The organism is Acinetobacter sp. UBA991, assembly GCF_002292065.1.
GTDB classification, from domain to species: Bacteria; Pseudomonadota; Gammaproteobacteria; order Pseudomonadales; family Moraxellaceae; genus Acinetobacter; species Acinetobacter higginsii.
In genome coordinates, this window is the sequence record NZ_DBBF01000015.1 from 23,626 (window position 1) to 47,937 (window position 24,312).

The window sequence follows — 24,312 nt, forward strand, 5'->3', positions numbered from 1 at the left end:
TGTAGGTAGAAACTCCATCCGGAGTTTGTTTGAATTAATTCAAAGGAAAGCTGGCATTGTTAGGCAAGCACAGCACATGCCTAACCTATAAACGACATCGAATTATAAAACGTGAAATATCAAAATACAAACAATCAACTTTCGCTTTAGTCGAAAAAAACTTTAAATAAGAATCATTCACACGCATAATAGCGGCGATTAATGCATCAAGTTTAAGCAAAAACAACTATCTGATTGTTTTGTAATGATAAAAATAAAATACTATTTTTTATAGATACTTTTTAATTTTATAAATTCTTTTCTTCATATTTCACAAAAAATGCCCTTTTCAGCGTCAAAGCAGCGCAATTTTTCAACCTTTATATATAGCCCCAAATAATACTGCTCATTTATATATTAAATATAATTAATTAATAATCTATTTTTAAGATTCCTTTTGCCAAATTCAATGAGTCATTTTTTAGGCAATTAATCGCACCAAAATGCACCAATAATGAATTTACCTAGAGCGCTTTTGATTGCTTTTTGAATGAACAGTTCACGGCAAAGTATGGCCGTTATAGGGCTTGCAGACGGGATAAGTATTTATTTTATAAGCAGCAACATCTGACCCAAATAAAAATTTACTTACAATTGGACTGATGCTTCATTTTTTTTATGCACCTGAAACTTGATTTGACATATTATACTCGACCGGTGCTGTGATTTTACTCAGTTTTTTCTTCGATACTGAATGACTAATTGACTGTAGCAACGTCATTTTTTATCCCTAAGTATAATTGACAAAATTTTAGTAACCACTAATCTTATAGCAAATTTTGACACCGTCTGATTCGCACATGACAAGATTAGTATTTCGAGTCAGATAATCATTCACCAGGACAGGAGATCTATTGAATGTCTGCAGCAACTGGCAAAAAAGCCGTATTACAGCTTGATGGCAAAGAAATTGAATTACCAATTTACAGCGGCACATTAGGCCCAGATGTAATTGACGTTAAAGATGTATTGGCATCAGGTCACTTTACTTTCGATCCTGGTTTTATGGCGACAGCGGCTTGCGAATCTAAGATCACATTCATTGATGGTGACAAAGGTGTGTTATTACACCGTGGCTATCCAATTGATCAATTAGCGACTCAAGCAGACTACTTAGAAACTTGCTACTTACTACTTAATGGCGAGCTTCCAAATGCTGAACAGAAAGCAGAATTTGATGCGAAAGTACGTAACCATACGATGGTTCACGATCAAGTAAGCCGCTTCTTCAATGGTTTCCGTCGTGACGCTCACCCTATGGCAATCATGGTTGGTGTTGTTGGTGCATTATCTGCGTTCTATCACAACGGTTTAGACATCGAAGATGTTAACCACCGTGAAATTACTGCAATTCGTTTAATCGCGAAAATCCCTACACTTGCAGCGTGGAGCTACAAGTACACTGTAGGTCAACCATTCATTTACCCACGTAATGACCTTGGTTATGCAGAAAACTTCTTACATATGATGTTTGCTACGCCTGCTGACCGTGATTATAAAGTAAACCCAGTTCTTGCTCGTGCAATGGATCGTATCTTCACGCTTCATGCTGATCACGAACAAAATGCGTCTACGTCTACCGTTCGTCTTGCTGGTTCTACTGGCGCGAATCCATATGCATGTATCTCTGCAGGTATCTCTGCACTTTGGGGACCTGCTCACGGTGGTGCAAACGAAGCTGTACTTAAAATGCTAGATGAAATTGGTAGCGTAGAAAACGTTGCTGAATTCATGGAAAAAGTAAAACGTAAAGAAGTTAAACTCATGGGCTTCGGTCACCGTGTTTATAAAAACTTCGATCCACGTGCGAAAGTCATGAAAGAAACATGTGACGAAGTTCTTGCTGCATTAGGCATCAACGATCCACAATTGCAACTTGCAATGGAACTTGAGCGTATTGCACTGAACGACCCGTACTTCGTTGAGCGTAAGCTTTACCCGAACGTAGACTTCTACTCAGGTATCATCTTAAAAGCGATTGGTATCCCAACAGGTATGTTTACGGTGATCTTCGCGCTTGCACGTACAGTTGGTTGGATCAGCCACTGGTTAGAAATGCACAGCGGTCCTTACAAGATCGGTCGTCCACGTCAGCTTTACACAGGCTCGACACAGCGCGACATCAAACGTTAATCTCGATTAGCGTTAATAAAAAAGGATGCTTCTGCATCCTTTTTTTGTTTTATCGGTTATGCTCTTGAAATAAAACTTAAACAACTTTCATTTTGCAGAACTCATTTTATCAAGCCAATGATCAAAAAAACCACTGTTTTGATGCAAGTCACACTGCCCGTCTTTCAAATAAAAATGGCGTCTTTCGCATTATTTCTATTAATGATCATACTGACTTGGCTGCTACTGGTTTACTTTAGTTATGATTTAAGCCTGTACTATCTTTATCAATTCCTGCCTTTCTTTGCCCAACTGCTCAGCATTGCTTTGATGTTTGCTTTATTGATAGCAACGCTTTACCTGTATAACCAGCTTTATCAGAAATACTTTAGCCATCCCATCACCTTTAAGTTATATCAGCAAGGCATCGCTCTGGAAGATTCCAAGCAATCTACTTTTTTCTGTTGGCAAGATTTGATCCAGATACAACTTCGACAACAGCAGGCGCAAATCCACAGTCTCAATCTACTCAGTAAAACCCAACCTTATCAGCAGTATTTTTATTTTAATTCATGGATGTGGCCTGCCACATTAACCCAGCAACATTGTGAGTTTTTACCGTTCTGGAAAAAACTGGAAGCGCTGGCAAAACAGCAACAATTGCAACGGATCAGCAATACAAGTACCCACAAGAAAACCCATATTGATATCATTCGCCTCATTGCAGATCAGCAAGCGCTAGACAGTTTTCAACAAAAACAGAGATGGTCTGCTATCGGATTAACGCTTGGTATTTTAGTCAGCTTTAGCCTATTTATTGCCTACCTACTCTGGCATGAATTTAACGATGGCAGCATTGATCTGCCCCATCAACAAACCCAGTCAATCTCTGGCACAAATTTTGAAAGCTATCAAAATCAGGTCTATATTTTTAAACAAGGTCAAGGTACTTTTTTAGTTCCCCAAGTAAAGGCTAATCAATTTACAGGTTTAGCTTTAAGTAATCTTGCTGACCGTGCAGATGAGCTGTATAGCAATGTCGGTAAAACACCACAACAGGTTTACTGGCAAGACCACATCCTGTCTCAATTAAATCCTGCACAAACACACTATTTAGGTAATGATTTCACCAAAGATGCTCAACAGGTTTACTTTCGCGATATACGATTAGCCAACGCGAATGCCGCTCATTTCTCAGCAATATTACATCCAAGCTTCAATACGCTTAGCTATTTTTACGCCAAAGATGATCAACAGGTTTATTACAAAACAAAAGCATTAACAGATTTAGATCCGCAACAGAGCCAAGCATTTTCAAATAGCAGCCAATATATTCACGATCAACAGCTGGTTTATTATCAAGATAAAAAGCTGAGCAAGTTAAATGCGCAACAAACGCAGATTTTTAGTGGCAGCAACCGTTTTAGTCAGAACTTGAATCTAGCAACAGACGGTCGATCTTTTTATTTAAATGAACATCCATTACCACATATCGCTGAGCATAAGTTTTGGGGAACAACAGCTGTTGACGCAACTCAGTTACAACTGCTTGGCAGTCAAAGCAGTGAACCCTACCCTGGAAATTTCAGCTATCTTTTTGCAGATCAGCAATACATTTACATTTATGACGAATTTTATCAACGATTAAAAGTACTCTATCGATTTCCTCAACCAATACAGTTACAGGTTCTGGAGGATCGGCGCTTTAGTGATGGAAAAAATATGTACATCATCACTGAAAAGATCTACCGATCTAAAGGGCGCTCTTCAGGAACGACCACACATGGCTTTAAAATCAGCCTGATTCGTGAACAAGATCAACAGATCATCGCTCAATATTTTGCCCGTAATCCAAGTGCCTTAAAACTATCTAAACTGTTTCATAACCGGGAGATCAACGGATCTCATAATTAACAAGATCAGCTGGAAGTCTATCAACACCTTGCATCATCAACAAGATTCTCTACAACATGTGATTGCTTAAATCTCATCTTCTTCTAGTTCTAGCGCGCGTAATAAAGTGTTGCTAATACCATCCGCACGCAACCAAGCCAATTCATAGCTGGCCTTTGCCAAGGCCAGTACACGACGTTCAAACTCATCCCAGATCGGTTTAACCTGAGCATCGCTAATTCCCAGCCCACTATCATGTGCCAAGTGTTTGTTTTTTTCACAAATCTTCAAAGCATGATAAAGCTTACGTCCTTTACTGGCACTTTCTAAGACACGCGTACGCTTGTTCTGAATAAAGCCTTCAATATGCGGTAAATTTGCATGAGGCAACAAGGGCACCAAAATTTGATCCAGTTGCGCATCTAAACGCTTCCACACCATCAATCGCTGCTCTGCAGTATAGGTATTCCACTGAATCACTTCATGATTAAAACGGCGACAGCCACGACAGACCAGATCACCAAATACCGTTGAACAACGCCCTGCACATGGGGTCAATGATGGGATTCGACGATCATTACTCAAAACCAACTCCTCTAAAACCATATTTATTTTATGGTTTTCTCGCTTATTTTCAGATTTCGCGCTAAAATGTGCGCCTCATTTTTCTATCTTAATACATTTGGAGTTATCCATGAACGCTACTGTAGAACAGCTTGCACCTGTAGAACAGCAAGCGACCAATAATTGGGTTGTTGCGGCACTATATCAATTTAAAGAAGTTTCAGATGCAGCAGATCTGCAACAACGTCTTTTGACCTTAGTGAATAGCATCAATTTATGTGGAACTCTGATTGTAGCGTCTGAAGGAATTAACGGAACTGTTGCTGGTGACCGTGCCGCGATTGATGCAGTTCATCAATTCCTTCTCAACGAAGGTTTTAACGCAATGGAATATAAAGAGTCTGAAAGCTCTGAAAAGCCATTCCGTAAAATGAAAATTAAACTTAAAAATGAAATTGTAACTTTAGGTGTAGAAGTCAAGCCACGTGATTTAGTTGGCCACTATCTTGATCCTAAAGAATGGAATGATCTGATTAGTCGTGATGATGTAATCCTGATCGATACTCGTAATGATTATGAATATAAAGCAGGCACATTCAAAGGTGCAATCGACCCTAAAACAGAATCATTCCGTGAATTTCCTGAATACGTAAAACAAAACCTTGAACAGCACAAAGACAAAAAAATTGCGATGTTCTGTACTGGTGGTATTCGTTGTGAAAAATCAACCTCTCTCCTTCTTCAAGAAGGTTTCAATGAGGTTTATCACCTGAAAGGCGGTATTCTTAAATATCTAGAAGAAACCCCTGCCGAAGAAAGCATGTGGGAAGGTGAATGTTTCGTTTTTGATGGCCGTACTGCTGTTACCCATGGTGTTGAAGAAGGTGAAAACATCAAGTGTCATGCTTGCGGTTGGCCATTGACCAAAGTTGAAGCTGAACTGCCAAGCTATGAACATGGTGTCTCTTGTGTGTACTGTATTGATAAAACCACAGACAAACAAAAAGCAGGCTTCCGTATGCGTCAGTCACAGATTGCTGCTGCAAAACGCAAACGTCTGTAAGCTTAACAAGTCGATTAAAAGCCATAGTTAAACTATGGCTTTTTTATTCCCTTGATAAAAATCATGTAACGATTCAACCCTTGAGCATTGCTCTCCACTTCTCTATGCTAAAAACAATAATCAAATGAACGATATAAGGGCATTATGGGACTTGAAGAGTGGGTCTTATCGATCATGGAAAAACTTGGGTATTTAGGTATCGCATTTTTAATGTTCCTAGATAATATCTTCCCGCCTATTCCCTCAGAAATCATTATGCCATCGGCTGGCTATACCGCTTCAAAAGGTGAACTCACCCTGATCGGCGTCATTATTGCAGGAAGTGCTGGTTCAATTTTAGCTGCGATGTTGTTCTATTGGATCGGTCGAAAAGTTCCACAACAACGACTGTTTCAGTTTATCGAACGTTATGGCAAATATTTACGCATTCAGGTTGCTGATTTAGACAAAGCACTGACATGGTTTAACAAACATGGGCATCGCATTGTTTTCTTCGGGCGAATGATTCCAGCAGTCCGTTCCTTGATTAGTATCCCTGCAGGGATCAGCCGGATGCCTTTTAGTAAATTTATGCTCTACAGTAGCGCTGGAACGCTGATTTGGACCAGTTTCCTTGCCTATCTGGGCTATCATTTTAGTGAAAATCAGGCACTCATGCTGGCGATTCTACAACGCATCAGCTATCTGATCTTCGCCCTAATTGCCTTGTATATCATCTGGTGGGCAATTAAAAAGTTTTACCCATCTAAATCAAATCACAACCAATAACACCAACAAAGCTTAGACCTGAGATAAAACTGCGTTAAATCCCAGTTGGCTTTTATGCATTTCATCCCTTAACCAGTCTCTCAGCAATACTTTACGAATATCCGCCTCAAAAGGCTGGGCAGACAATAAATGATAGGCCGAACCATCCGCATAAGTCGTGGTGAGTGGCTCCAGCATCTGATATTTCATTTCTCGTTCAACCATATAGGCTGAAACCACTGTTGCACCTAAACCCGCCAAGCAAGCCTCAATACAAAGATAAAAATGCTCAAGCGAAGATCGTTTTAAATCACTGAGTTGCTCTGGATGCCGTCGTTTAAACTGTTGCCATAGCTGAGTTCTGGACTTGGAAATAAATAGCTGTGTCATTGCCGCATGATCATTCTTCGCCCGTACAGCGAGCATCTGTTCATCTGCAATTTTTTCACTATACAGGGCAGCGCCCCAATCAAAATCATCTCTTCTCAGCGCCACGTCGATATGCTGTGCAGTAAAATCCACCGCTCCACCACCGGTTAACAAACTCACCTCAAATTCAGGATAGCGCTGTTTAAATTGCGCCAAGCGGGGAATCAGCCATTTCATGGCCAGTGTCGGTTCACAAGAAAGAATCAGGTTTTTCTGCACCTTATTGTGTTGCTGTAATTGTACTACGCACTGCTCGATCTGTTGAAAGACCTGCTGACAACAATCAAACAGCACTTCACCCTCTGAGGTTAAAGTTAATTTTCTGGCTTCACGTACAAATAACAGCAAGCCTAAACTTTCTTCCAAGTTTTTAAGTTGCTTACTCACCGCACTTTGAGTCACAAATAGCTTTTCCGCAGCAAGCGTCACACTTTCATAACGGGCCACGTAATAAAAAAACTTGAGTGAATTCAAAGACAATCGTTCAATCATTCCAAAAACTCATGCATAACAAGAATTAACTTCAATTTTAAATATAGCAAGAATATGAAAAATATAAAAAATCTTTAATTATTCAGTTTAGGAATAGATGAGTGAATGAAATCATTGCAGTCGGCATCGTTACCCTGCTTGCAGTCATCAGCCCAGGTGCTGACTTCGCCCTGGTGACCCGAAACAGCTATCTCTATGGTCGCCATTTGGGCATGTGTACCGCCTACGGCATTGCAATCGGTGTCTGGGTCCATATTAGCTACAGCTTGATTGGACTCACTTTTTTACAGCAACACCTCCCCAGTTTAATTCATCTGATTCAATATATTGGTGCAGCTTATTTGATCTATATTGGCTACAAAACCTTTACCCAAGCCCCCATTCTGTTTGATGACAATAGCCATCAAATCACACGTTGGCAGGCCATCAGGCATGGTTTTCTCACCAATAGTCTCAACCCCAAAACTACACTTTTTGTCATGAGTATTTATGCACAAGTCATGACCACCACCAACAACCTGCACACACTAATCGGCTATGGTTTTTTTATTTCTAGCAGTCATTTGGTTTGGTTTTGTCTTGTTGCACTTTTTTGTTCTGCCCCTTTCATTCGAAATAAAATTCTCGCTCGACAAATCAGCATTAATCGAGTGATTGGTTGTATCTTGAGTGCTTTAGGACTGAGTCTATTTTTCGCTCATTTTTAAATATTGATCTTTAAACGATCTAAATGCAAAACAACAACGCCAACTGTCGGCAATAAAAAAACGCCTTCTAGAGGCGTTTTAATATTTTATTTGTTTGTCATTCTTCAACCGCGATGATCACAGTATCCGAGGTATCCTTATGCTGGCGTATGGTACATCAGATAGAGTTCATTTAAATTATTTGGAATTTCTTCCGCTAATTCATCCATCAACTGACCATTGCGACGGAAAGATTCCATTTGTGGATCTTCTTCATCAATTCCGCTAAACACCATAATTGGTAATGTTAAATCGATAAGCTGCTCTTCAAACTCAGGTGCAAACCACGCATCTTCATTAAGGAACATGGCATCAACAAAACCAACACTCCAATCACCTAAGCTCGATTCAACGTCCGCTTCTTCGATTTCAAATGGAAACTCGATTCCATTTTCATTGGCTAAATCTTGACGAATAGACTCCAACCAAAGCTTAACCTGCTCAAGCACTTCAGCAGGAAGTTTCTTTTGATTACTCTCGAAAAGCTCATCTAACCAACGATCGAATTGTGGACCAACTGCAATCGCACACAAAAAGCCATGAGTCGCTGCAAAATCTAGACCATATTCATTTTGATCGCCGTCAAGATAGTTACTCAATAAGTCTAAATCTAACGTGCTCATTCTTTAATCCAATTTTAAAAATACATCGTCAACAGCATAACATTTTCGGACATAAAGTCTTAGCAATTTTGCTTAGTCTTCGTCATCAAGATCATCGTCGTCGAAATCGTAATCAAAATCTTTGAGTTCTCGCTCTAAACGACGTTGCGCCAGAAGCTCATCAATCAAACGGCGCTTTTCTAATGATTCTTTGGCAGTAATTTTTCCAGATGACTCATCAAAACCTGCATCATCTTCACCATAGTTATCATCATCTAATTCAAAATCTGTAGAAGACACTAAGTACCTCTAATGAAAAAATATAAATGGGTCTAGCCGCTATTTATCGGTCTTAGCCAACCTTGTCAAGTTTTATTTGTTTTTTTTGTGATAAAACGATGTTTTGTACTTTTTTTCATCAGTTTTTTTGTGTATTTATAATCTAAGAACAATTGTAATTAAAAAACATCTTTAATCAGGACTGACTGCTTGAAAATTTATGACTCAACCCCATATTCAAGAAACGAACGTGAAATCAAAGCTATTTTTATTTTAAAGTTAACGGATCGAATCCAAAACATTCATCGTGAATTGTGCTATCATGCACGGTTTTTCACCGCCCCAGATTCAACAAAAGAGTAAGCAAAGATGAGCGATATGAATTCCCCTACTTCGCAAGTAGCGGCTCTGATTAGCCGAGGCAAAGAGCAAGGTTATTTAACTTACGCTGAGGTTAACGATCATCTACCAGACTCAATTACGGAAAGTGAGCAGATTGAAGACATCATTCAGATGCTTCAAGACGTTGGTATTCCAGTGCATGAACGTGCACCAGAAACTGATGACACCATGTTTGGTGAATCAACTGAAGCGGCTGACGAAGTTGCCGAAGAAGAAGCTGCTGCCGTATTAGCATCGGTTGAAAGTGAGCCTGGTCGTACCACAGACCCTGTACGTATGTATATGCGTGAAATGGGTACGGTTGAACTTCTTACACGCGAAGGCGAAATTAGCATTGCAAAACGCATCGAAGAAGGTATTCGTGACGTTTTACATTCGATTGCTTACTGGCCAAATGCTGTTGAAGTTGTTTTACAAGAATATAATGACTTTTTAACTGGTGAGCGTCGTCTTGCCGATATTCTCTCTGGTTATTTAGACCCTGAAACTGACGAAGATATTCCAGAAGTTCTTGAAGAAGAAGCTGAGCTTGAAGAAGACGAAGATGCTTCACCTAAAGCAAAAGACGTCAAACTCGATGATGATGACGAAGAAGAAGAATCTGAAGGTGATGATGATTCTGAAGGTGAATCAGGTCCAGACCCTGAAGTTGCCAAAGTTCGTTTCTCTGAATTAGAAGCGGCTTGGAATGAAACTAAATCGGTTGTAGCGAAACACGGTCGTGATAGTGATGAAGCAAAAGCTGCGCTTGAAGCGCTTGCTGCTGTGTTCATGATGTTCAAATTTACACCACGTTTATTCGACATCATTTCAGAAATGATTCGTGGTACACATGACCAAATTCGTTCAAATGAACGTGAAATTATGCGTTATGCAGTCCGTCGTGGTCGTATGGATCGTACCCAGTTCCGGATGACCTTCCCTGAGCAAGAATCAAATCCAGCTTGGTTAGACGAACAAATTGCCAAAGCACCGGCTGAAACCAAAGCACATTTAGAGAAAGTACGTCCTGACGTATTGGCATTCCAGCAAAAAATTGCAGATATTGAGAAAGATCTTGGTTTAAACGTTAAAGATATCAAAGATATCTCGAAACGTATGGCTGTTGGTGAAGCGAAAGCACGTCGTGCCAAGAAAGAGATGGTTGAAGCGAACTTACGTTTGGTAATTTCGATTGCGAAAAAATATACCAACCGTGGCTTACAGTTCCTCGACTTGATTCAAGAAGGTAACATCGGTTTGATGAAAGCCGTGGACAAGTTTGAATATCGTCGTGGTTATAAATTCTCGACTTATGCAACGTGGTGGATTCGTCAGGCGATTACACGTTCGATTGCCGACCAAGCACGTACCATTCGTATTCCAGTACACATGATTGAAACGATTAACAAGATCAATCGTGTTTCTCGTCAACTTCTTCAAGAAATGGGCCGTGAACCGACTCCTGAAGAATTGGGTGAGCGTCTGGAAATGGACGAAGTTAAAGTTCGTAAAGTACTTAAAATCGCAAAAGAACCGATTTCGATGGAAACACCGATCGGTGATGATGAAGATTCGCATCTTGGTGACTTCATTGAGGACTCAAACATCACTTCACCAGTGGATGCTGCGACCTCAGAAGGCTTAAAAGAAGCGACACGTGAAGTACTTGAAAACTTGACTGAACGTGAAGCAAAAGTATTGAAAATGCGTTTTGGTATCGATATGCCAACCGACCATACTTTAGAAGAAGTAGGTAAACAGTTTGACGTAACACGTGAACGTATTCGTCAGATTGAAGCGAAAGCGTTACGTAAGCTTCGTCACCCTTCTCGTTCAGAACACTTACGTTCATTCTTGGAAAACGACTAATCTTTGGGAAATCTTATGCTAGACCAATGCATTGTATTGGTTTAGCGCAGGACTTGAAGTTCAATACTTCATCCCCATCTATGTATTAGATCAAAAGCGCCTGCACTGATGCAGGCGTTTCAAATTAAGAGGTTGCTCATGTTAGACCGCACTCCTTCTCGTGAATTGCAAGAACATCTTTGGGTTTTCCCGATGGACTATCCGATCAAATTGATTGGTAATGCAGGGGATGAACTTCGAGTGGCTGTTGTTGATATTTTGCAGAAGCACTTCCCTGAGTTTGATGGCGACACAGTAAAAGTTCAGCCGTCACGTACAGGCAAATACCACTCTTTAACTGCACAATTACGCTTTGAAGAGCTGGAACAAGTTCATGCCTTATACGCTGATCTTGCAGCCTGTCCTTTAATTAAGACAGCGCTTTAATTAAAAAGTCCAAAATACGAAAGTGTTTTGGATTTTTTTTCGCAAAAAATAACACCCGACTTTTTTGATAAATTCCTATTTATCTGATTCAAATCATTACATAATTAAACGACTAATCAATTTAAAGCCGCCAAGGAAATCCTGTTGTAATGAATGCTGCAAAACCAACTTTAATCATTCGTTGTTTCAATGATCTACAAGATTACACGACTCGTTTTGAAGCAATGAAAGACTTCACAAGCAATCGTGATGAAACCACACCCGATGAAGTTTGGCTGCTTCAACATCAAGATGTCCTGACCCAAGGACAAGCAGGTAAGCCTGAACACATTCTGCTACACAGTAGCCTGCCGATTGTACATACTGATCGCGGTGGTCAAGTCACTTGGCATGGCAGAGGTCAATTGGTTGCTTATTTCCTGTTAGACCTGAATCGCTTGAAATGGCATGTCCGTACTTTAGTCAGTTTTGCAGAACAAGTCATGATTGATCTGCTCAAACAGTACAATATCGATGCTTATGCCAAATCAGATGCACCTGGGGTGTATGTGGATGAACGCAAGATTGGTTCTCTTGGTTTTAAAATTCGCCGTGGCCGTAGTTATCATGGCCTTGCCCTGAATATTGACTGTGACTTAACTGGCTTTCAAACCATTAACCCATGCGGCTATGCAGGTTTAGAAATGGTGCGCCTGCAAGACTTACTTGAAGATTACCCAAGCTTTGAACAGCTCTGTGATACCTTCATTACTTATTTAAAAAATACCGATTTGTTTAATGACCTTGTAGTCAAATCTGAATAATTTACTTTTCAATTCTAATAAAATAAATTAGAGTAAATACTCTAAATTAGCTTTTGCATAATTTTAACAAGGGATACGCAAGTGATTTCAACCAAAGCAGTGAAGCCCACGTTGCAATTTGCCTACGTCAAACTCATGATGGATGTTGTGGGTCGTGGCCTCGTGATGGCAAGCCAAGTGGATGATGAAGTACAACAGGAAGTGTCGAAGTTTCCTGTAGGTTTTATCCTTTCAATGAATGTTTTCCCCAATGGACCTGCATTTGTTGCTCGAGTAACCGAAGAAAAACAATTAGAGCTATTGTCCAACTACAAAGGCAAGCCTGATTTAACCATTACCTTCAAGCATTTAACCCATGCCTTTTTGGTATTTTCTTTCCAAGAAAGTACCGCGCAAGCCTTTGCCAATGACCGTATGATTGCCGATGGTGATGTTTCAAGCGCCATCCGTTTAGTGCGTTGCTTGAACAAAATGGAAGCCCTGATTTTACCTAAACTAATCGCTTCACTTGCAGTCAAACGCTACCCTACTGAATTAACATTAAAAGAAAAATTCACGGGTGCAAAAAATATTTATCTTAAAGTCGCAAAATCATATCTCAAACGGAGCGCATAACATGGCTAAGCCTTATTACGAGTTTTTCTGTCCTGTAAAAGTCATTGCTGGTAACGCTGCCTTAGAGCATATCCCATTTGAACTTGCGACGCTTGGCGCAAAACGCCCAATGATCATTACCGATAAAGGTGTACGTGCCAATGGTTTGCTTAGCCCAATCGAAGCAGCATTCAGCACTACTGATGCAGTGATTGGTGCGATCTTTGATGATGTTCCACCCGATTCAAGCTTGGAAGTGGTTCGCTTAGCCGCAGAACTTTACCGCAAGCAAAAATGTGATGCGATCATCGCGATTGGTGGCGGCTCAGTCATCGACACCTCTAAAGCGACCAATATCTTGGTGTCTGAAGGTGGTGATGATTTATTGCAATATTCAGGTGCTCACAATCTACCGAAACCACTCAAGCCATTCTTTGTGATTCCAACCACCTCTGGTACAGGTTCTGAAGTGACCATGGTTGCTGTCGTGTCAGATACCCAACGCAATGTAAAATTGGCTTTTGCTTCTTATTACCTGATGCCACATGCTGCGATTCTTGATCCACGCATGACCCAGACTTTGCCGCCTCATCTTACTGCCATGACAGGTATGGATGCATTGACGCACTGTGTTGAAGCCTATACCTGCTTAGCTGCTAATCCACTCAGTGATGCCTATGCCAGTGCAGGGATTAAAAAGATCAGCGAAAATCTTTTCAAAGTTTTAGACAATCCAAGCGATGCACAGGGTCGTTTAGAGCTTGCACAAGCATCTACCATGGCGGGGATTGCCTTCTCAAATTCAATGGTGGGCTTAGTGCACTCATTGGGTCATGCGCTTGGTGCAGTTGCCCATCTACCCCACGGCTTATGCATGAACTTATTCCTGCCATACGTGCTGGAATACAATAAAGAGATTAATGGCGACAAGATTGGTGAATTACTGCTAACACTTGCGGGTGCCGATATTTATGCACAAACTCCTGCAAACTTACGTGCAGACAAAGCCATTGCCACAATTTTAGCAATGCGTGATCGTCTTTTCAGCCTGACCAAACTGCCACGTACGTTACGCGAAACAGGTAAAGTCACTGAAGCACAACTGGATGAAGTTGCAGATAAGGCATTGAATGATGGTTCTATCATTTACAATCCGAAAGAAGCAAACTTGCAAGACATTCGTGCAATCTTACAAAAAGCATGGTAATACATTGAGTTAAATCAAGTATTGCTGCTTACAAGCCCCGATATTGATTGAGTATCGGGGCTTTTTAATTTTAAGTGAATCTTTATTCATCTATTTCTTTACCCAATTGGCAAAAAAATTGCTAAAAAAAGCATAAAAGTACTGACAATTTATAGTGTTTTAGGATAGATTGGCGCACTTTCGTTTTTTGTACGGGGGATCGTTTTTGTCTCAAATGATCCTTAACACTATGGCTGATCTTTGATCAACGATTATGAGGATAACGCCGTTGACAAATTTATCTGGGACTCAACCAACAGCGAAGCTTCAAAAGAATCTTGTGCTTTGGCACATCATCATTATTGGCTTGGCTTATATTCAACCATTAACTTTATTTGATACGTTTGGTTTAGTATCTGAAAGAAGTGGTGGTCATGTACCGACTTCCTACATATTTGCCTTAGTTGCAATTCTTTTAACGTCGATCAGTTATGGTCACATGATTCGTCGTTATCCGTCTTCTGGTTCTGCATATACCTATGCCCAAAAGTCGATTCACCCTAATGTTGGTTTTATGGTGGGTTGGTCTTCGTGGTTAGACTATTTGCTCTCCCCTCTGGTGAATATCATTCTTGCTGATATTTATTTGAGAGCACTCTTCCCAGAAGTAAACAACTGGATTTGGGTGATTGGTTTAACCGTACTCATGACTGTGATCAACTTGTTTGGTGCACGTTTTGTTGCGCGTTTTAACAGTACCATTGTCGTGATCCAGCTCGGTGTGATTTTCTACTTTGTGTATCAGGTCTATATCCTGCTCACACAAGGGGTCTATGCCGACGGCACACTGAATCCAGACAAAGCTGAATTATGGTCACTTGCGCCATTCTGGAATGAAATGACCTCTGTCGGGGCTTTAATTGCTGGTGCAACTGTTCTCTGCTTCTCATTTACCGGTTTTGATGCGCTTTCTTCACTTGCAGAAGAAACCAAAGATGCTGAAAAGACTTTGCCACGTGCAATTTTCACCACAGCATTGCTTGCAGGTATCATCTTCATTGTCAGCACCTACTTTATTCAGCTTTACTTCCCAAGTAATCCGAATACCTACTTCAACCCACTGGATGAATCTCAACCGGTCATGGTTGCAGCCATTGGTAGCCTTGCATTTAAAACCATGGTTTTATACTTTGCAGTCGTAGCAGTCATGGCATCAGGTATTTCGGCACATGCAGGTGTATCGCGTTTAATGTATGTGATGGGTCGTGATGGCGTGATCAATAAAAAGTTATTCGGTCATATTAGCCCACGCTTGCATACCCCAACTTACAACATCTTGATTGTAGGTGTTGTTGCGTTGTCTGCTGGTTTCCTTGATCTTGAGCATATCGTGAACTTGATTAGCTTCGGTGCTTTAACCGCATTTAGCTTTGTTAACTTCTCGGTGATTTCTCGCTACGCGTTACGAGATGGCAAGAACAAGACACCAAAAGACATTATCAGTTACATCATCATTCCTACGCTAGGTTTCGCCAGCGTGTTTATGATGTGGTTGGAAATTGATAAATTGGCTTTACAGATTGGTCTGGCTTGGGCAGTAATCGGTGTCGGTTATCTTGCTTATAAGACTAAAGGCTTCAAATACAATGCACCACAGCATAATGAATTTGATGACAGACATTAATCTGATAAGTTAATAAAAAAGGCGCTGAATGCGCCTTTTTTATAGCTTGAAAATTTAGCCGTGCAGCTTTTCAACAATCGATTTCACACGTTGTGCATAAAGCTTCGCTGTTTCCAAATCCCCTGTTGGAATCTCATCAATACTCGCATCAGATGGTGACTGAACCAACAAACCAACCGAACCACCAAGGTTATTTAAATCTTCACGTTTTGCATCTTTGGTATTAGCTGGCAATAATCCCAAGCTCACCCAAATACCGCCATGCTGAGAAGCCAAAGTCTGTAACTGAATCAAGGTCACCTGCTTATCACCATTCAGACTCGCACTATTGGTAAAACCTGCAAAGACTTTATCCTGCCAGCCACGGGTAAACCAAATTTTTGAAGAAGCATCAGCAAACTTCTTAAACTGCCAAGGGGCTGCCGCCATGTAGGTTGGTGCACCAAACACAATACCTTGCGCATTATTGAGCGTTTGCCAATCCTGTTCCGTAATCTCACCATTCTGATCAATTTCAATCAGAGAGGCGTCAATCGCACCCGCAAAAGTTTCCGCAACCACTTTGGTATGGCCATAGCCTGAGAAATAAACAACTGCAATTTGTGTCATGAGAATATCCAAAATTTTTCAAAAGTTCGATTTAATGATATATTTTAGAAACTAGGTGTCAATTAGTTACCAACTGGTAACTACTAAGATTCGATTGAGAAAATGAGGGTTATCGCTATGAATCAGGCATTAAAATACGATATTTATCAACAACATTGCCCTGCTCGATTATTTTTTGAAAAAATTGCAGATAAATGGGTGCTGTTGATCATCAATGTGCTTGCGCGAGAAACCCAACATTTCAATTTATTGAAAAAAAACATTCAAGGCATCTCACCTAAAGTATTGTCACAAAAGCTAAAAATGTTGGAAAGAGATGGATTTATCGAGCGCCAAGTGCAGAATACCTCTCCAATTCGAGTTGATTATTCACTCACAACACTCGGTTTAGAGGTGGCAGAAATGGCGTATCAACTCAAAGATTGGGCAGAAAGCAATATTGAACAGGTGATTTACGCTCAACGACGTTTTGATACGATACAGGAACAACAATTCGAATAATGCTGTGAGGTGTCTATGTACCCACAACCTTTAATTGCTGTAGCCGATGTCGAGAAAACCAGTCAGTGGTATCAAACAATACTTGGCTTAGAAAGTGGTCATGGCGGCAAAGACTATGAACAGTTGCTATATGAACAGCGTATGGTGTTGCAACTGCATCAATGGCAAGCGCATGAACATCCATATATTGGAGACCCAAAGCGGGTGATTGGGAATGGGGTTTTATTGTGGTTTGAAAGCAATCAATTTGATGAGATTGTCAAAAAGCTACAAACTCATCAAGTTGAAATTTTAGAAGGGCCGAAATATAACCCGAACGCGCATCATCGCGAAATTTGGTTTAAAGACCCAAATGGTTATACGCTGGTTGTCGCAAGTCCATATGGCGATATCTAAAGCACGATAAATCAGAGTTGTTTAAAACCTTGCTGTCTCCACGCTTCGTACACAATCACGGCCGTCGCATTCGAGAGGTTTAAACTTCTTGAATTTTCAGCCATTGGTAAACGAATCCACTGTTCTTGCGGGAACATGAGACGTACCTGTTCAGGTAAACCACGTGTTTCAGGTCCCATCAACAAGGCAACTGGACGGTTCAGATCAACCGTATGCGGTGTTGCTGTACCTTTAGTCGTCAATGGGAAGACATGCTCCACCCCCTTCGCTTTTAAATCAGCAAGACAAAGTTCGATATTGTCCCAAATTTGCATTCTTGCCCATTCGTGATAATCCAAACCTGCACGTTTCAACTTTTTATCATCCAGCTCAAAACCTAAAGGCTTGACCAAATGGAGTTGCGCACCTGTATTGGCACATAGACGAATGATATTACCTGTATTCGCTGGAATCTCAGGCTCGTATAGGACGACATGAATCACAAATTTTCTCTACTTTAAAATCTCCCCTAGCCCCTCTTTCTAAAAGAGGGGGACTCCTCCCTTTTTTAAAGGGAGGTTGGGAGGGATTGCCATTTTAACTGTTCACGTAGACTGACCACTTCACCAATAATGGTTAAAGTTGGCGCTACGATCTGATGTTCAGATACTTTGGTCGCGATATCCGCCAATGTACCCACCACCACTTTCTGATCAGGTGTTGTCCCTTTAGAAATTAAGGCTACAGGCATGGTTGGACGCTGACCATGTGCAATCAATTGCTCACAAATGCGTTCCAAACCGACCAAGCCCATGTATAACACCAAAGTTTGGTTTTCATACACCAGTTCATTCCAAGGTAACTCAGGTGAGCCTTCTTTTAAATGCCCCGTCAGAAAACGTACACTTTGCGCATAATCACGATGCGTCAGTGGAATACCTGCATAGGCAGAACAACCTGAAGCTGCAGTAATACCCGGAACAACTTGGAAAGTCACATTGGCTTGCACTAATTCCTGAATTTCCTCTCCGCCACGGCCAAAGATAAAGGGATCGCCACCTTTTAAACGGCAAACACGTTTACCTTGCTGTGCATATTCAACCAATAAGGCATTGATGCCATCTTGTGGAACCGAATGATTAGAACGGGCTTTACCGACATAAATCTTTTCAGCATCACGGCGGCACAAATCTAGAATGGGCGCAGACACCAAGCGGTCATAAATCACCACATCGGCTTGCTGCATCAGACGCAAAGCTTTTAAAGTCAGCAGTTCTGGATCGCCTGGACCTGCCCCGACCAAATACACCTCACCTTTCGGTGCAGTCCATTCAGTTAAAGCCTGCTCAATCAGAGCATTGGCCACATCAATATTGTCATTGAAAACCTGTTCTTTCAGCGGACTAGTGTACAAGTTTTCCCAGAAGATACGACGTTCATCTGGATTGGCAATTTTGGCTTTGACTTGCTTACGCCATTGCCCCGAAAACTCAGCCAATTTACCCATGCCATGTGGCACGATGGTTTCGATCTGAGTACGCAACTGTCTGGATAAAACGGGTGATGCACCATTGGAAGCCACTGAAATCACCAACGGTGAACGATCAATAATCGCAGGCACCATAAAACGGCAATGCGGAATATCATCGACACTGTTGACCAGCAGATTACGCTGTTCGCACTGTTCAAATACGCTTTTATTGACGTCAGGCTGGTCTGTCGCAGCAATCACTAAGCGATAAGCTGTTGCCAGAATATTTTCAGAAAAAGGCGCTTGAATATATTGCCCTGCCGATTGCTCAACAAGTTGACGTAATTCAGGAATGATGTCTGGTGCAATCACATCAACAATTGCACCAGCTTTGACGAGCAGGTTTGCTTTACGGTAGGCAATATGCCCACCACCCACAATCAGACAACGTTGCTGCTGCAACTTTAAAGAGATTGGGAAAATTTCCACGTCACGCCTCTATATTTTCAATCTGATTGAGCTAAAGCAAAAACTATGCACAAAATCGATGCAGAGTTTAGTCGATGTAGCTAACACCGCCCATATATGGACGTAAAACTTCTGGAATCTCGATTGAACCATCAGCGCGTTGATAGTTTTCCATCACTGCAAGTAAGGTACGACCAACTGCCAAACCTGAACCATTCAAGGTATGCACCAATTCGATCTTCTTCTGATCAACACGGTAACGTGCTTTCATGCGGCGTGCTTGGAAATCACCCACATTTGAGCAGCTTGAGATTTCACGATAGGTATCTTGGCTCGGCACCCATACTTCTAAGTCATACGTTTTAACTGCACCGAAGCCCATGTCACCACCACAGAGCAAAATCTTACGGTACGGTAAGCCTAATGCCTGCAAAATACCCTCTGCGTGTGCAGTCAATTCTTCAAGTGCCTGCATAGAGTGCTCTGGTTTTACGATTTGCACCATTTCAACTTTGTCGAATTGATGTTGGCGAATCAAACCACGAGTATCACGACCATAAGAACCAGCTTCGCTACGGAAACATGGTGTGTGTGCAGAATATTTCAGTGGTAAACGATCCGCATCAATAATTTCATCACGAACGAAGTTCGTTACTGGCACTTCAGCGGTTGGAATCAGGTAATACTCTTTTTCACCTTGTAGCTTGAACAAATCTTCTTCAAACTTAGGAAGCTGACCTGTACCACGCAAGCTGTCTGCATTGACTAAATACGGTACATAAGCTTCGGTATAACCATTTTTAAGCGTATGTGTATCGAGCATGAACTGGGCTAAAGCACGTTGTAAACGTGCCAAAGGTCCTTTCAATACGCTGAAACGTGAACCTGTCAATTTAGTCGCTGTTTCAAATTCCAGACCACCCATCATTTCACCAAGATCGGTATGGTCTTTGATTTCGAAATCAAACTGGCGTGGTGTACCCCACTTTAAGATTTCAAGGTTATCGCTTTCATCTTTACCAAAAGGGACTGATTCATCTGGCAAGTTTGGAATTGCGAGAGACTTTTGCTCAAGCTCAGCTTGCAACTCAGCCAAAGCCACTTCTGCAGCTTTGATTTCATCACCAATGGCTGCCATACGCGCCATGATCTCAGAAGCATCTCCACCTGATTTTTTGATTTGACCGACTTGCTTGGCACCTGCATTACGCTCTGCTTGTAAGTTTTCAGCTTTGGATTGCAAATCTTTACGGCGAGCTTCTAAATCAGCCCACTCTTGTACATTTAGCTGAATACCACGTTTTGCCAAAGCAGCATTGACTGCTTCAATATTATTTCTGAGTAATTTTGGGTCGATCATAATCAATCATGAATAGAGAAAAAACTGGCTATAGTGTAAGGCTTTAACCTAAAAAAATACAGCGATTGACAATTAAAGTCTCAGCACCTACAGCTAAGAAGTAGGTGCTGACATGCACTAATTAGGATCTTTAGGTAAGCTTGGTAAGTATTCTGCTTTTACAAACTGCTTGGCTGCGTAGTAAGGCAAGGTCAACTCACTCATACCTTCTGCATAAGATGCCAATTCATACAGTGGATAAACAAATACAATGCCATTTACCCCATAGTAATAGTTATCACTGACCTGTAATTGCTCTTTTTTAATGCTGTGGTCTTCCAACCAGTTTTGATTAGATGCATAAAGCTCATCACGTAGTTTGGTATTCATATCAGGTTTAAGCAATTCACTGACTGTGATATGTTTTTTATTGCTCAAATCAAAATTCACAAACTCTTGATGTGACATGCCATGTGCTGCACCTGCAGAGTAAGAATAACTCTGAATCGCAAAAGTCGCTAAGTTATAATTTTGCCCAATAAAGCGTACATAAGTACTGCTTTCACTTTGCGATGGTTCGTCCGCAGGGACTTTTACTTTTTGATCAGCAATATTCGAAAATGCATTCGGCTCCGCTTTTTTCATACGATTCACGAAATACTCATCAATCCATTTCTGATTGGTTTCAACTGTTTGTAAATCATAAGTGGTACAACCATCCTCCAAACAGACTTTCTGCTTTGGAATTTTAACCGCCACCACTTTTGCATGAATCAATGGAATATCGACTTTTTCAGTTGCCGCTGCAGTATCTTTTTTAGGTTGGCAACCTACAAGTGCAACGACAGTCAGGATGGGAAGAAGTGGAATAATTTTTGATCGTTGTGAAGTATTCATCGTCATGCAAGTCTCTGATGTTTTTCTTCACTATACAAAGCCTTGCTCCTAGATGAAATTAAAAAATGTATCCAAACTTCATATAAAAAAAGCCGCAACATGTGCGGCTTTTTAAGTGGAACAGAGAATTACTGATCAATAATATCGGTGCCTTTAGGCGGCGTGAAATTAAACACTGAGGCTGGAATCGCCTGATTCACTTTAATATTATTGAAACGAACATAAGTGGTTTGACCCAAAGAGTCTTGTAATACCATCAAATTCGGTGCCTTATTGCCACCAAAACTAATCGTTAAGCTTTGGAATGCGCCATCTTCCTGTTTCGGATACAAGGTGTAATACAGTTTGGTACGGTCTGGTTGAGTCACACGATAAGACTGCATGATCTGGTTGGTATTACCCGATAACAATAATGCAGGCGTATTGGCAATTTGATCATCTAAGCTTTGACGTACGGCTTGCTGTAAGTCCGGATCATAAATCCACACCACTTTACCTGTGGTCACAATGGTTTGTTTGGCTGGACTGGTGGTTTCCCAATAAAATTTCCCCGGACGCTCAACTTTCATGGTTCCTTTAAAGGTTTGATTCATATGTTGAGCAGTTAAACCTTTTTTTTGTATTGCTTTATTACTGGTTGCCACTTTTGTGGTTTGTTCAAAATCTGCGGTGAATCGTTGCAAGCCAGATAACTGTTGAACCAAACTTGTGGTCGCTTGCTGAGCCGATGCAGCTACAGGTGCAGCGAATACCTGACTACTCACAACAGGAGCAAGTGTCATTGCACTTAACGTTGCAGCATAAGCCATTTTTTTTACGAAATTCATAAAAACAACCTTCTATCAGATTTCTACTGGTATGACGACATCTTACTGTTTTTGATCATTAAAAAAATGAAGAAAAGCAACGGTTTTGTGTAATTCGTGTCGCAAAGTTCTGCATTATGTATGAAGTTGCAGCCTTTATGTAGAGATTGTAAGGATGAAATTCTACTTTTCGACCATTCACCAACTAAGGACTTCAATGCCAGATCAGAGAAATTATTCATCAACAATGCTCTAGACGAAAAATAAGAGTTTGATAACCTAAAACCAATAATTTAAAAAGCACCGTCCATGAAAAGCCTTGCCTTTATACACCGAAATGACACACGATTTGCGATTGGCGATTTTTATCCAGCCCTTTCTGTCTTTTCTTATCAGGAACTGGGTAATACCACCTCGCCCTTTTTATTGCTAGATCATCTAGGCCCAGGACGTTTATCACCCAAAAGCACGAAAAAAGGTGTCAATGAACATCCACACCGCGGCTTTGAAACAGTGACCTTTGTTTTTGCAGGTGAATTACAACACCAAGATTCTACAGGTCAAGGCGGCATCATTGCGCAAGGCGATGTTCAATGGATGACGGCAGCTTCTGGTATTCAGCATACAGAACATTTTAGTCCAGAGTTTCGTGAGCGTGGTGGATACTTTGAAATGGTGCAATTGTGGGTCAACCTTCCCGCAAAAGATAAAATGTCAGCACCACATTATCAAAGCTTACTGAATCACAAGATCCCAAAAGTCATTCTCGAAAATAATGCAGGCTATGTTCGTATCGTGGCCGGACAGTTCCAGAATATTCATGGGATCGCCGAAACCTTTAGCCCGATGAATGTCTTTGATGTACACCTAAATAAAGGACAGCAACTCACTCTGCCTGCCAATCATGGCGATACGACTTTAATTTATTTACGTAAAGGCAAGCTTCAGTTCGCAGCGCATGAAGACCGCTTAGAAGAACAGGCCTTAGCGGTGATGTCGAGCTTTGATACAAATGTTGTGATCACTGCCTTAGAGGATTGTGATCTGCTATTTTTATCCGCACCGCCCTTACAAGAACCAATCAATGGACATGGTTTCTTTGTGATGAACAGTTATGAGGAAATTTTAAAGGCTTACGAGGACTTAAAAACAGGAAACTTTGGAACAGCTTCCGACTAAACTACAATTCAAAATTGATATACATAAAAAAACCCGCTCAAAGCGGGTTTTCTCGAACTATTAAAACTTAAGCTTCAACAGTTACATAGCGACGGCCAAATTGACCTTTCACTTCAAACTTTACTACGCCGTCAGCAGTAGCAAATAAAGTATGGTCACGGCCCATACCAACATTTGCACCAGCGTGGAACTCAGTACCACGTTGACGAACGATGATGTTACCAGCAGTTACAGTTTGACCACCGTAAACTTTAACACCTAACATCTTAGGATTCGAATCACGACCGTTCTTCGTCGATCCACCGGCTTTTTTAGTTGCCATGTCTATTTACTCCTCGTGTTAGCCTGCGATACCAGTAATTTTCAACTCGGTAAACCATTGACGGTGACCTTGTTGCTTACGGTAGTGTTTACGACGACGCATTTTGATGATGCGGATTTTGTCGTGACGACCATGGCCAACTACTTCTGCAGTTACTTTTGCGCCAGCAACAACTGGAGCACCGATTTGAATGTTGTCACCGTTAACAACCATTAATACGTCATCAAACGTAATAGTCGCGCCAGTTTCAGCTTTCAATAATTCTACTTTAAGGGTTTCACCCTCAACAACACGGTGCTGTTTACCACCGCTTTGGATTACTGCGTACATAATGTACTCCAACTTGCCCGTGTCGTCGTGCCGATAAAGGGATATACCGATCTTAAGACGAACGCCACTGGGGTTATACAAGGGGACAAATTTTAAGTGAAAA

Annotated in this window: 26 protein-coding genes; 14 read left to right on the forward strand and 12 right to left on the reverse strand. The window is 41.1% G+C overall.

The features are described 5' to 3' along the window. The first annotated feature begins 897 nt into the window (after window positions 1-897). Both gltA and B2727_RS06200 read left to right on the forward strand, forming a co-directional pair. Window positions 898-2,172, forward strand: a complete 1,275-nt coding sequence (gene gltA / locus B2727_RS06195; RefSeq protein WP_004652200.1) for a citrate synthase — start codon at window positions 898-900, stop codon at window positions 2,170-2,172. A gap of 117 nt (window positions 2,173-2,289) precedes the next feature. Then, the gene (locus tag B2727_RS06200; protein ID WP_033133572.1) at window positions 2,290-4,065 is read left to right on the forward strand and encodes a DKNYY domain-containing protein; all 1,776 of its coding nucleotides are present in this window, start codon (window positions 2,290-2,292) and stop codon (window positions 4,063-4,065) included. A gap of 66 nt (window positions 4,066-4,131) precedes the next feature. Here the strand turns inward: B2727_RS06200 and B2727_RS06205 are convergent, their stop codons facing one another. Then, window positions 4,132-4,629 carry a DUF1289 domain-containing protein gene (locus tag B2727_RS06205; RefSeq protein ID WP_026057483.1) on the reverse strand — a complete coding sequence of 166 codons (498 nt, stop codon included), beginning with the start codon at window positions 4,627-4,629 and terminating at the stop codon, window positions 4,132-4,134. A 109-nt stretch (window positions 4,630-4,738) separates the two neighbouring features. On the opposite strand from B2727_RS06205, the gene B2727_RS06210 reads away from it, so the two are divergent. Together B2727_RS06210 and B2727_RS06215 are read left to right on the forward strand one after the other, a co-directional pair. Further along, window positions 4,739-5,671 carry a rhodanese-related sulfurtransferase gene (locus B2727_RS06210; protein WP_005205884.1) on the forward strand — a complete coding sequence of 311 codons (933 nt, stop codon included), beginning with the start codon at window positions 4,739-4,741 and terminating at the stop codon, window positions 5,669-5,671. A 144-nt stretch (window positions 5,672-5,815) separates the two neighbouring features. Continuing rightward, window positions 5,816-6,439, forward strand: a complete 624-nt coding sequence (locus B2727_RS06215; RefSeq protein ID WP_005205886.1) for a DedA family protein — start codon at window positions 5,816-5,818, stop codon at window positions 6,437-6,439. Window positions 6,440-6,451: 12 nt separating this feature from the next. On the opposite strand, the gene B2727_RS06220 is transcribed toward B2727_RS06215, so the two are convergent. After that, window positions 6,452-7,339 (reverse strand): LysR family transcriptional regulator, encoded by an 888-nt coding sequence (locus B2727_RS06220; protein WP_033133573.1) that lies wholly within the window; start codon window positions 7,337-7,339, stop codon window positions 6,452-6,454. Window positions 7,340-7,440: 101 nt separating this feature from the next. On the opposite strand from B2727_RS06220, the gene B2727_RS06225 reads away from it, so the two are divergent. Next, on the forward strand, window positions 7,441-8,046 hold the full coding sequence (locus B2727_RS06225) for a LysE family translocator (RefSeq protein WP_033133574.1): 606 nt from the start codon (window positions 7,441-7,443) through the stop codon (window positions 8,044-8,046). Window positions 8,047-8,183: 137 nt separating this feature from the next. Here the strand turns inward: B2727_RS06225 and B2727_RS06230 are convergent, their stop codons facing one another. After that, on the reverse strand, window positions 8,184-8,708 hold the full coding sequence (locus B2727_RS06230; RefSeq protein ID WP_004803148.1) for a YecA family protein: 525 nt from the start codon (window positions 8,706-8,708) through the stop codon (window positions 8,184-8,186). A 72-nt stretch (window positions 8,709-8,780) separates the two neighbouring features. After that, window positions 8,781-8,987: a PA3496 family putative envelope integrity protein gene (locus tag B2727_RS06235; protein WP_004803146.1), complete on the reverse strand. Its 207-nt coding sequence runs from the start codon at window positions 8,985-8,987 to the stop codon at window positions 8,781-8,783. 348 nt (window positions 8,988-9,335) lie between these two features. Here B2727_RS06235 and rpoD point away from each other — a divergent pair, with 348 nt between their 5' ends. The 6 genes from rpoD (at window position 9,336) to B2727_RS06265 (ending at window position 15,912) form a co-directional block, all read left to right on the forward strand. Then, the gene (gene rpoD, locus B2727_RS06240; protein ID WP_005205892.1) at window positions 9,336-11,219 is read left to right on the forward strand and encodes an RNA polymerase sigma factor RpoD; all 1,884 of its coding nucleotides are present in this window, start codon (window positions 9,336-9,338) and stop codon (window positions 11,217-11,219) included. Between the two features lie 138 nt (window positions 11,220-11,357). Then, entirely contained in the window at window positions 11,358-11,645 is a 288-nt protein-coding gene (locus B2727_RS06245) for a YbeD family protein (protein WP_004652212.1), read from the forward strand. Window positions 11,646-11,794: 149 nt separating this feature from the next. Beyond that, window positions 11,795-12,448, forward strand: a complete 654-nt coding sequence (lipB, locus tag B2727_RS06250; RefSeq protein WP_033133575.1) for a lipoyl(octanoyl) transferase LipB — start codon at window positions 11,795-11,797, stop codon at window positions 12,446-12,448. Window positions 12,449-12,529: 81 nt separating this feature from the next. Further along, window positions 12,530-13,063: a hypothetical protein gene (locus tag B2727_RS06255; protein ID WP_005322726.1), complete on the forward strand. Its 534-nt coding sequence runs from the start codon at window positions 12,530-12,532 to the stop codon at window positions 13,061-13,063. A gap of 1 nt (window position 13,064) precedes the next feature. After that, window positions 13,065-14,249, forward strand: a complete 1,185-nt coding sequence (locus B2727_RS06260) for an iron-containing alcohol dehydrogenase (RefSeq protein ID WP_033133576.1) — start codon at window positions 13,065-13,067, stop codon at window positions 14,247-14,249. 268 nt (window positions 14,250-14,517) lie between these two features. Then, window positions 14,518-15,912 carry an APC family permease gene (locus B2727_RS06265; RefSeq protein ID WP_016541349.1) on the forward strand — a complete coding sequence of 465 codons (1,395 nt, stop codon included), beginning with the start codon at window positions 14,518-14,520 and terminating at the stop codon, window positions 15,910-15,912. A 54-nt stretch (window positions 15,913-15,966) separates the two neighbouring features. Here B2727_RS06265 and B2727_RS06270 read toward each other — a convergent pair whose 3' ends face one another. Then, on the reverse strand, window positions 15,967-16,521 hold the full coding sequence (locus B2727_RS06270) for a flavodoxin family protein (protein WP_033133577.1): 555 nt from the start codon (window positions 16,519-16,521) through the stop codon (window positions 15,967-15,969). A 117-nt stretch (window positions 16,522-16,638) separates the two neighbouring features. Here B2727_RS06270 and B2727_RS06275 point away from each other — a divergent pair, with 117 nt between their 5' ends. Further along, window positions 16,639-17,022 carry a winged helix-turn-helix transcriptional regulator gene (locus B2727_RS06275; protein WP_033133578.1) on the forward strand — a complete coding sequence of 128 codons (384 nt, stop codon included), beginning with the start codon at window positions 16,639-16,641 and terminating at the stop codon, window positions 17,020-17,022. Window positions 17,023-17,037: 15 nt separating this feature from the next. Beyond that, a complete protein-coding gene (locus tag B2727_RS06280) occupies window positions 17,038-17,418 on the forward strand; it encodes a VOC family protein (RefSeq protein ID WP_033133579.1) in 381 nt (126 codons plus the stop codon). Window positions 17,419-17,429: 11 nt separating this feature from the next. Here the strand turns inward: B2727_RS06280 and B2727_RS06285 are convergent, their stop codons facing one another. The 5 genes from B2727_RS06285 to lolA all read right to left on the reverse strand — a co-directional run bounded on the left by B2727_RS06285 (window position 17,430) and on the right by lolA (window position 22,399). Next, window positions 17,430-17,900 carry a tRNA (cytidine(34)-2'-O)-methyltransferase gene (locus B2727_RS06285; RefSeq protein WP_004803126.1) on the reverse strand — a complete coding sequence of 157 codons (471 nt, stop codon included), beginning with the start codon at window positions 17,898-17,900 and terminating at the stop codon, window positions 17,430-17,432. Window positions 17,901-17,965: 65 nt separating this feature from the next. Then, on the reverse strand, window positions 17,966-19,357 hold the full coding sequence (cysG, locus tag B2727_RS06290; protein ID WP_033133580.1) for a siroheme synthase CysG: 1,392 nt from the start codon (window positions 19,355-19,357) through the stop codon (window positions 17,966-17,968). Window positions 19,358-19,424: 67 nt separating this feature from the next. Next, the gene (serS, locus tag B2727_RS06295; protein ID WP_005205904.1) at window positions 19,425-20,696 is read right to left on the reverse strand and encodes a serine--tRNA ligase; all 1,272 of its coding nucleotides are present in this window, start codon (window positions 20,694-20,696) and stop codon (window positions 19,425-19,427) included. A gap of 117 nt (window positions 20,697-20,813) precedes the next feature. Further along, on the reverse strand, window positions 20,814-21,578 hold the full coding sequence (locus tag B2727_RS06300; protein WP_033133581.1) for an RsiV family protein: 765 nt from the start codon (window positions 21,576-21,578) through the stop codon (window positions 20,814-20,816). A gap of 122 nt (window positions 21,579-21,700) precedes the next feature. Continuing rightward, the gene (lolA, locus tag B2727_RS06305; RefSeq protein WP_005322714.1) at window positions 21,701-22,399 is read right to left on the reverse strand and encodes an outer membrane lipoprotein chaperone LolA; all 699 of its coding nucleotides are present in this window, start codon (window positions 22,397-22,399) and stop codon (window positions 21,701-21,703) included. A 288-nt stretch (window positions 22,400-22,687) separates the two neighbouring features. On the opposite strand from lolA, the gene B2727_RS06310 reads away from it, so the two are divergent. After that, complete coding sequence (locus B2727_RS06310) at window positions 22,688-23,557, forward strand: pirin family protein (RefSeq protein WP_033133582.1); 870 nt, start codon at window positions 22,688-22,690, stop codon at window positions 23,555-23,557. Window positions 23,558-23,624: 67 nt separating this feature from the next. Here B2727_RS06310 and rpmA read toward each other — a convergent pair whose 3' ends face one another. Together rpmA and rplU are read right to left on the reverse strand one after the other, a co-directional pair. Then, entirely contained in the window at window positions 23,625-23,879 is a 255-nt protein-coding gene (gene rpmA / locus B2727_RS06315) for a 50S ribosomal protein L27 (protein ID WP_004640422.1), read from the reverse strand. Between the two features lie 18 nt (window positions 23,880-23,897). Next, complete coding sequence (gene rplU / locus B2727_RS06320) at window positions 23,898-24,209, reverse strand: 50S ribosomal protein L21 (RefSeq protein ID WP_004652230.1); 312 nt, start codon at window positions 24,207-24,209, stop codon at window positions 23,898-23,900. Window positions 24,210-24,312 lie beyond the last annotated feature (103 nt).

Bases quoted from the DNA above. Each gene is read 5' to 3' on its own strand.
- gltA (WP_004652200.1), top strand. From the start codon at position 898: ATGTCTGCAGCAACTGGCAAAAAAGCCGTATTACAGCTTGATGGCAAA.
- B2727_RS06200 (WP_033133572.1), top strand. From the start codon at position 2,290: ATGATCAAAAAAACCACTGTTTTGATGCAAGTCACACTGCCCGTCTTT.
- B2727_RS06210 (WP_005205884.1), top strand. From the start codon at position 4,739: ATGAACGCTACTGTAGAACAGCTTGCACCTGTAGAACAGCAAGCGACC.
- B2727_RS06215 (WP_005205886.1), top strand. From the start codon at position 5,816: ATGGGACTTGAAGAGTGGGTCTTATCGATCATGGAAAAACTTGGGTAT.
- B2727_RS06220 (WP_033133573.1), bottom strand. From the start codon at position 7,339: ATGATTGAACGATTGTCTTTGAATTCACTCAAGTTTTTTTATTACGTG.
- B2727_RS06230 (WP_004803148.1), bottom strand. From the start codon at position 8,708: ATGAGCACGTTAGATTTAGACTTATTGAGTAACTATCTTGACGGCGAT.
- rpoD (WP_005205892.1), top strand. From the start codon at position 9,336: ATGAGCGATATGAATTCCCCTACTTCGCAAGTAGCGGCTCTGATTAGC.
- B2727_RS06245 (WP_004652212.1), top strand. From the start codon at position 11,358: ATGTTAGACCGCACTCCTTCTCGTGAATTGCAAGAACATCTTTGGGTT.
- lipB (WP_033133575.1), top strand. From the start codon at position 11,795: ATGAATGCTGCAAAACCAACTTTAATCATTCGTTGTTTCAATGATCTA.
- B2727_RS06260 (WP_033133576.1), top strand. From the start codon at position 13,065: ATGGCTAAGCCTTATTACGAGTTTTTCTGTCCTGTAAAAGTCATTGCT.
- B2727_RS06270 (WP_033133577.1), bottom strand. From the start codon at position 16,521: ATGACACAAATTGCAGTTGTTTATTTCTCAGGCTATGGCCATACCAAA.
- B2727_RS06275 (WP_033133578.1), top strand. From the start codon at position 16,639: ATGAATCAGGCATTAAAATACGATATTTATCAACAACATTGCCCTGCT.
- B2727_RS06280 (WP_033133579.1), top strand. From the start codon at position 17,038: ATGTACCCACAACCTTTAATTGCTGTAGCCGATGTCGAGAAAACCAGT.
- serS (WP_005205904.1), bottom strand. From the start codon at position 20,696: ATGATCGACCCAAAATTACTCAGAAATAATATTGAAGCAGTCAATGCT.
- B2727_RS06300 (WP_033133581.1), bottom strand. From the start codon at position 21,578: ATGACGATGAATACTTCACAACGATCAAAAATTATTCCACTTCTTCCC.
- lolA (WP_005322714.1), bottom strand. From the start codon at position 22,399: ATGAATTTCGTAAAAAAAATGGCTTATGCTGCAACGTTAAGTGCAATG.
- B2727_RS06310 (WP_033133582.1), top strand. From the start codon at position 22,688: ATGAAAAGCCTTGCCTTTATACACCGAAATGACACACGATTTGCGATT.
- rpmA (WP_004640422.1), bottom strand. From the start codon at position 23,879: ATGGCAACTAAAAAAGCCGGTGGATCGACGAAGAACGGTCGTGATTCG.
- rplU (WP_004652230.1), bottom strand. From the start codon at position 24,209: ATGTACGCAGTAATCCAAAGCGGTGGTAAACAGCACCGTGTTGTTGAG.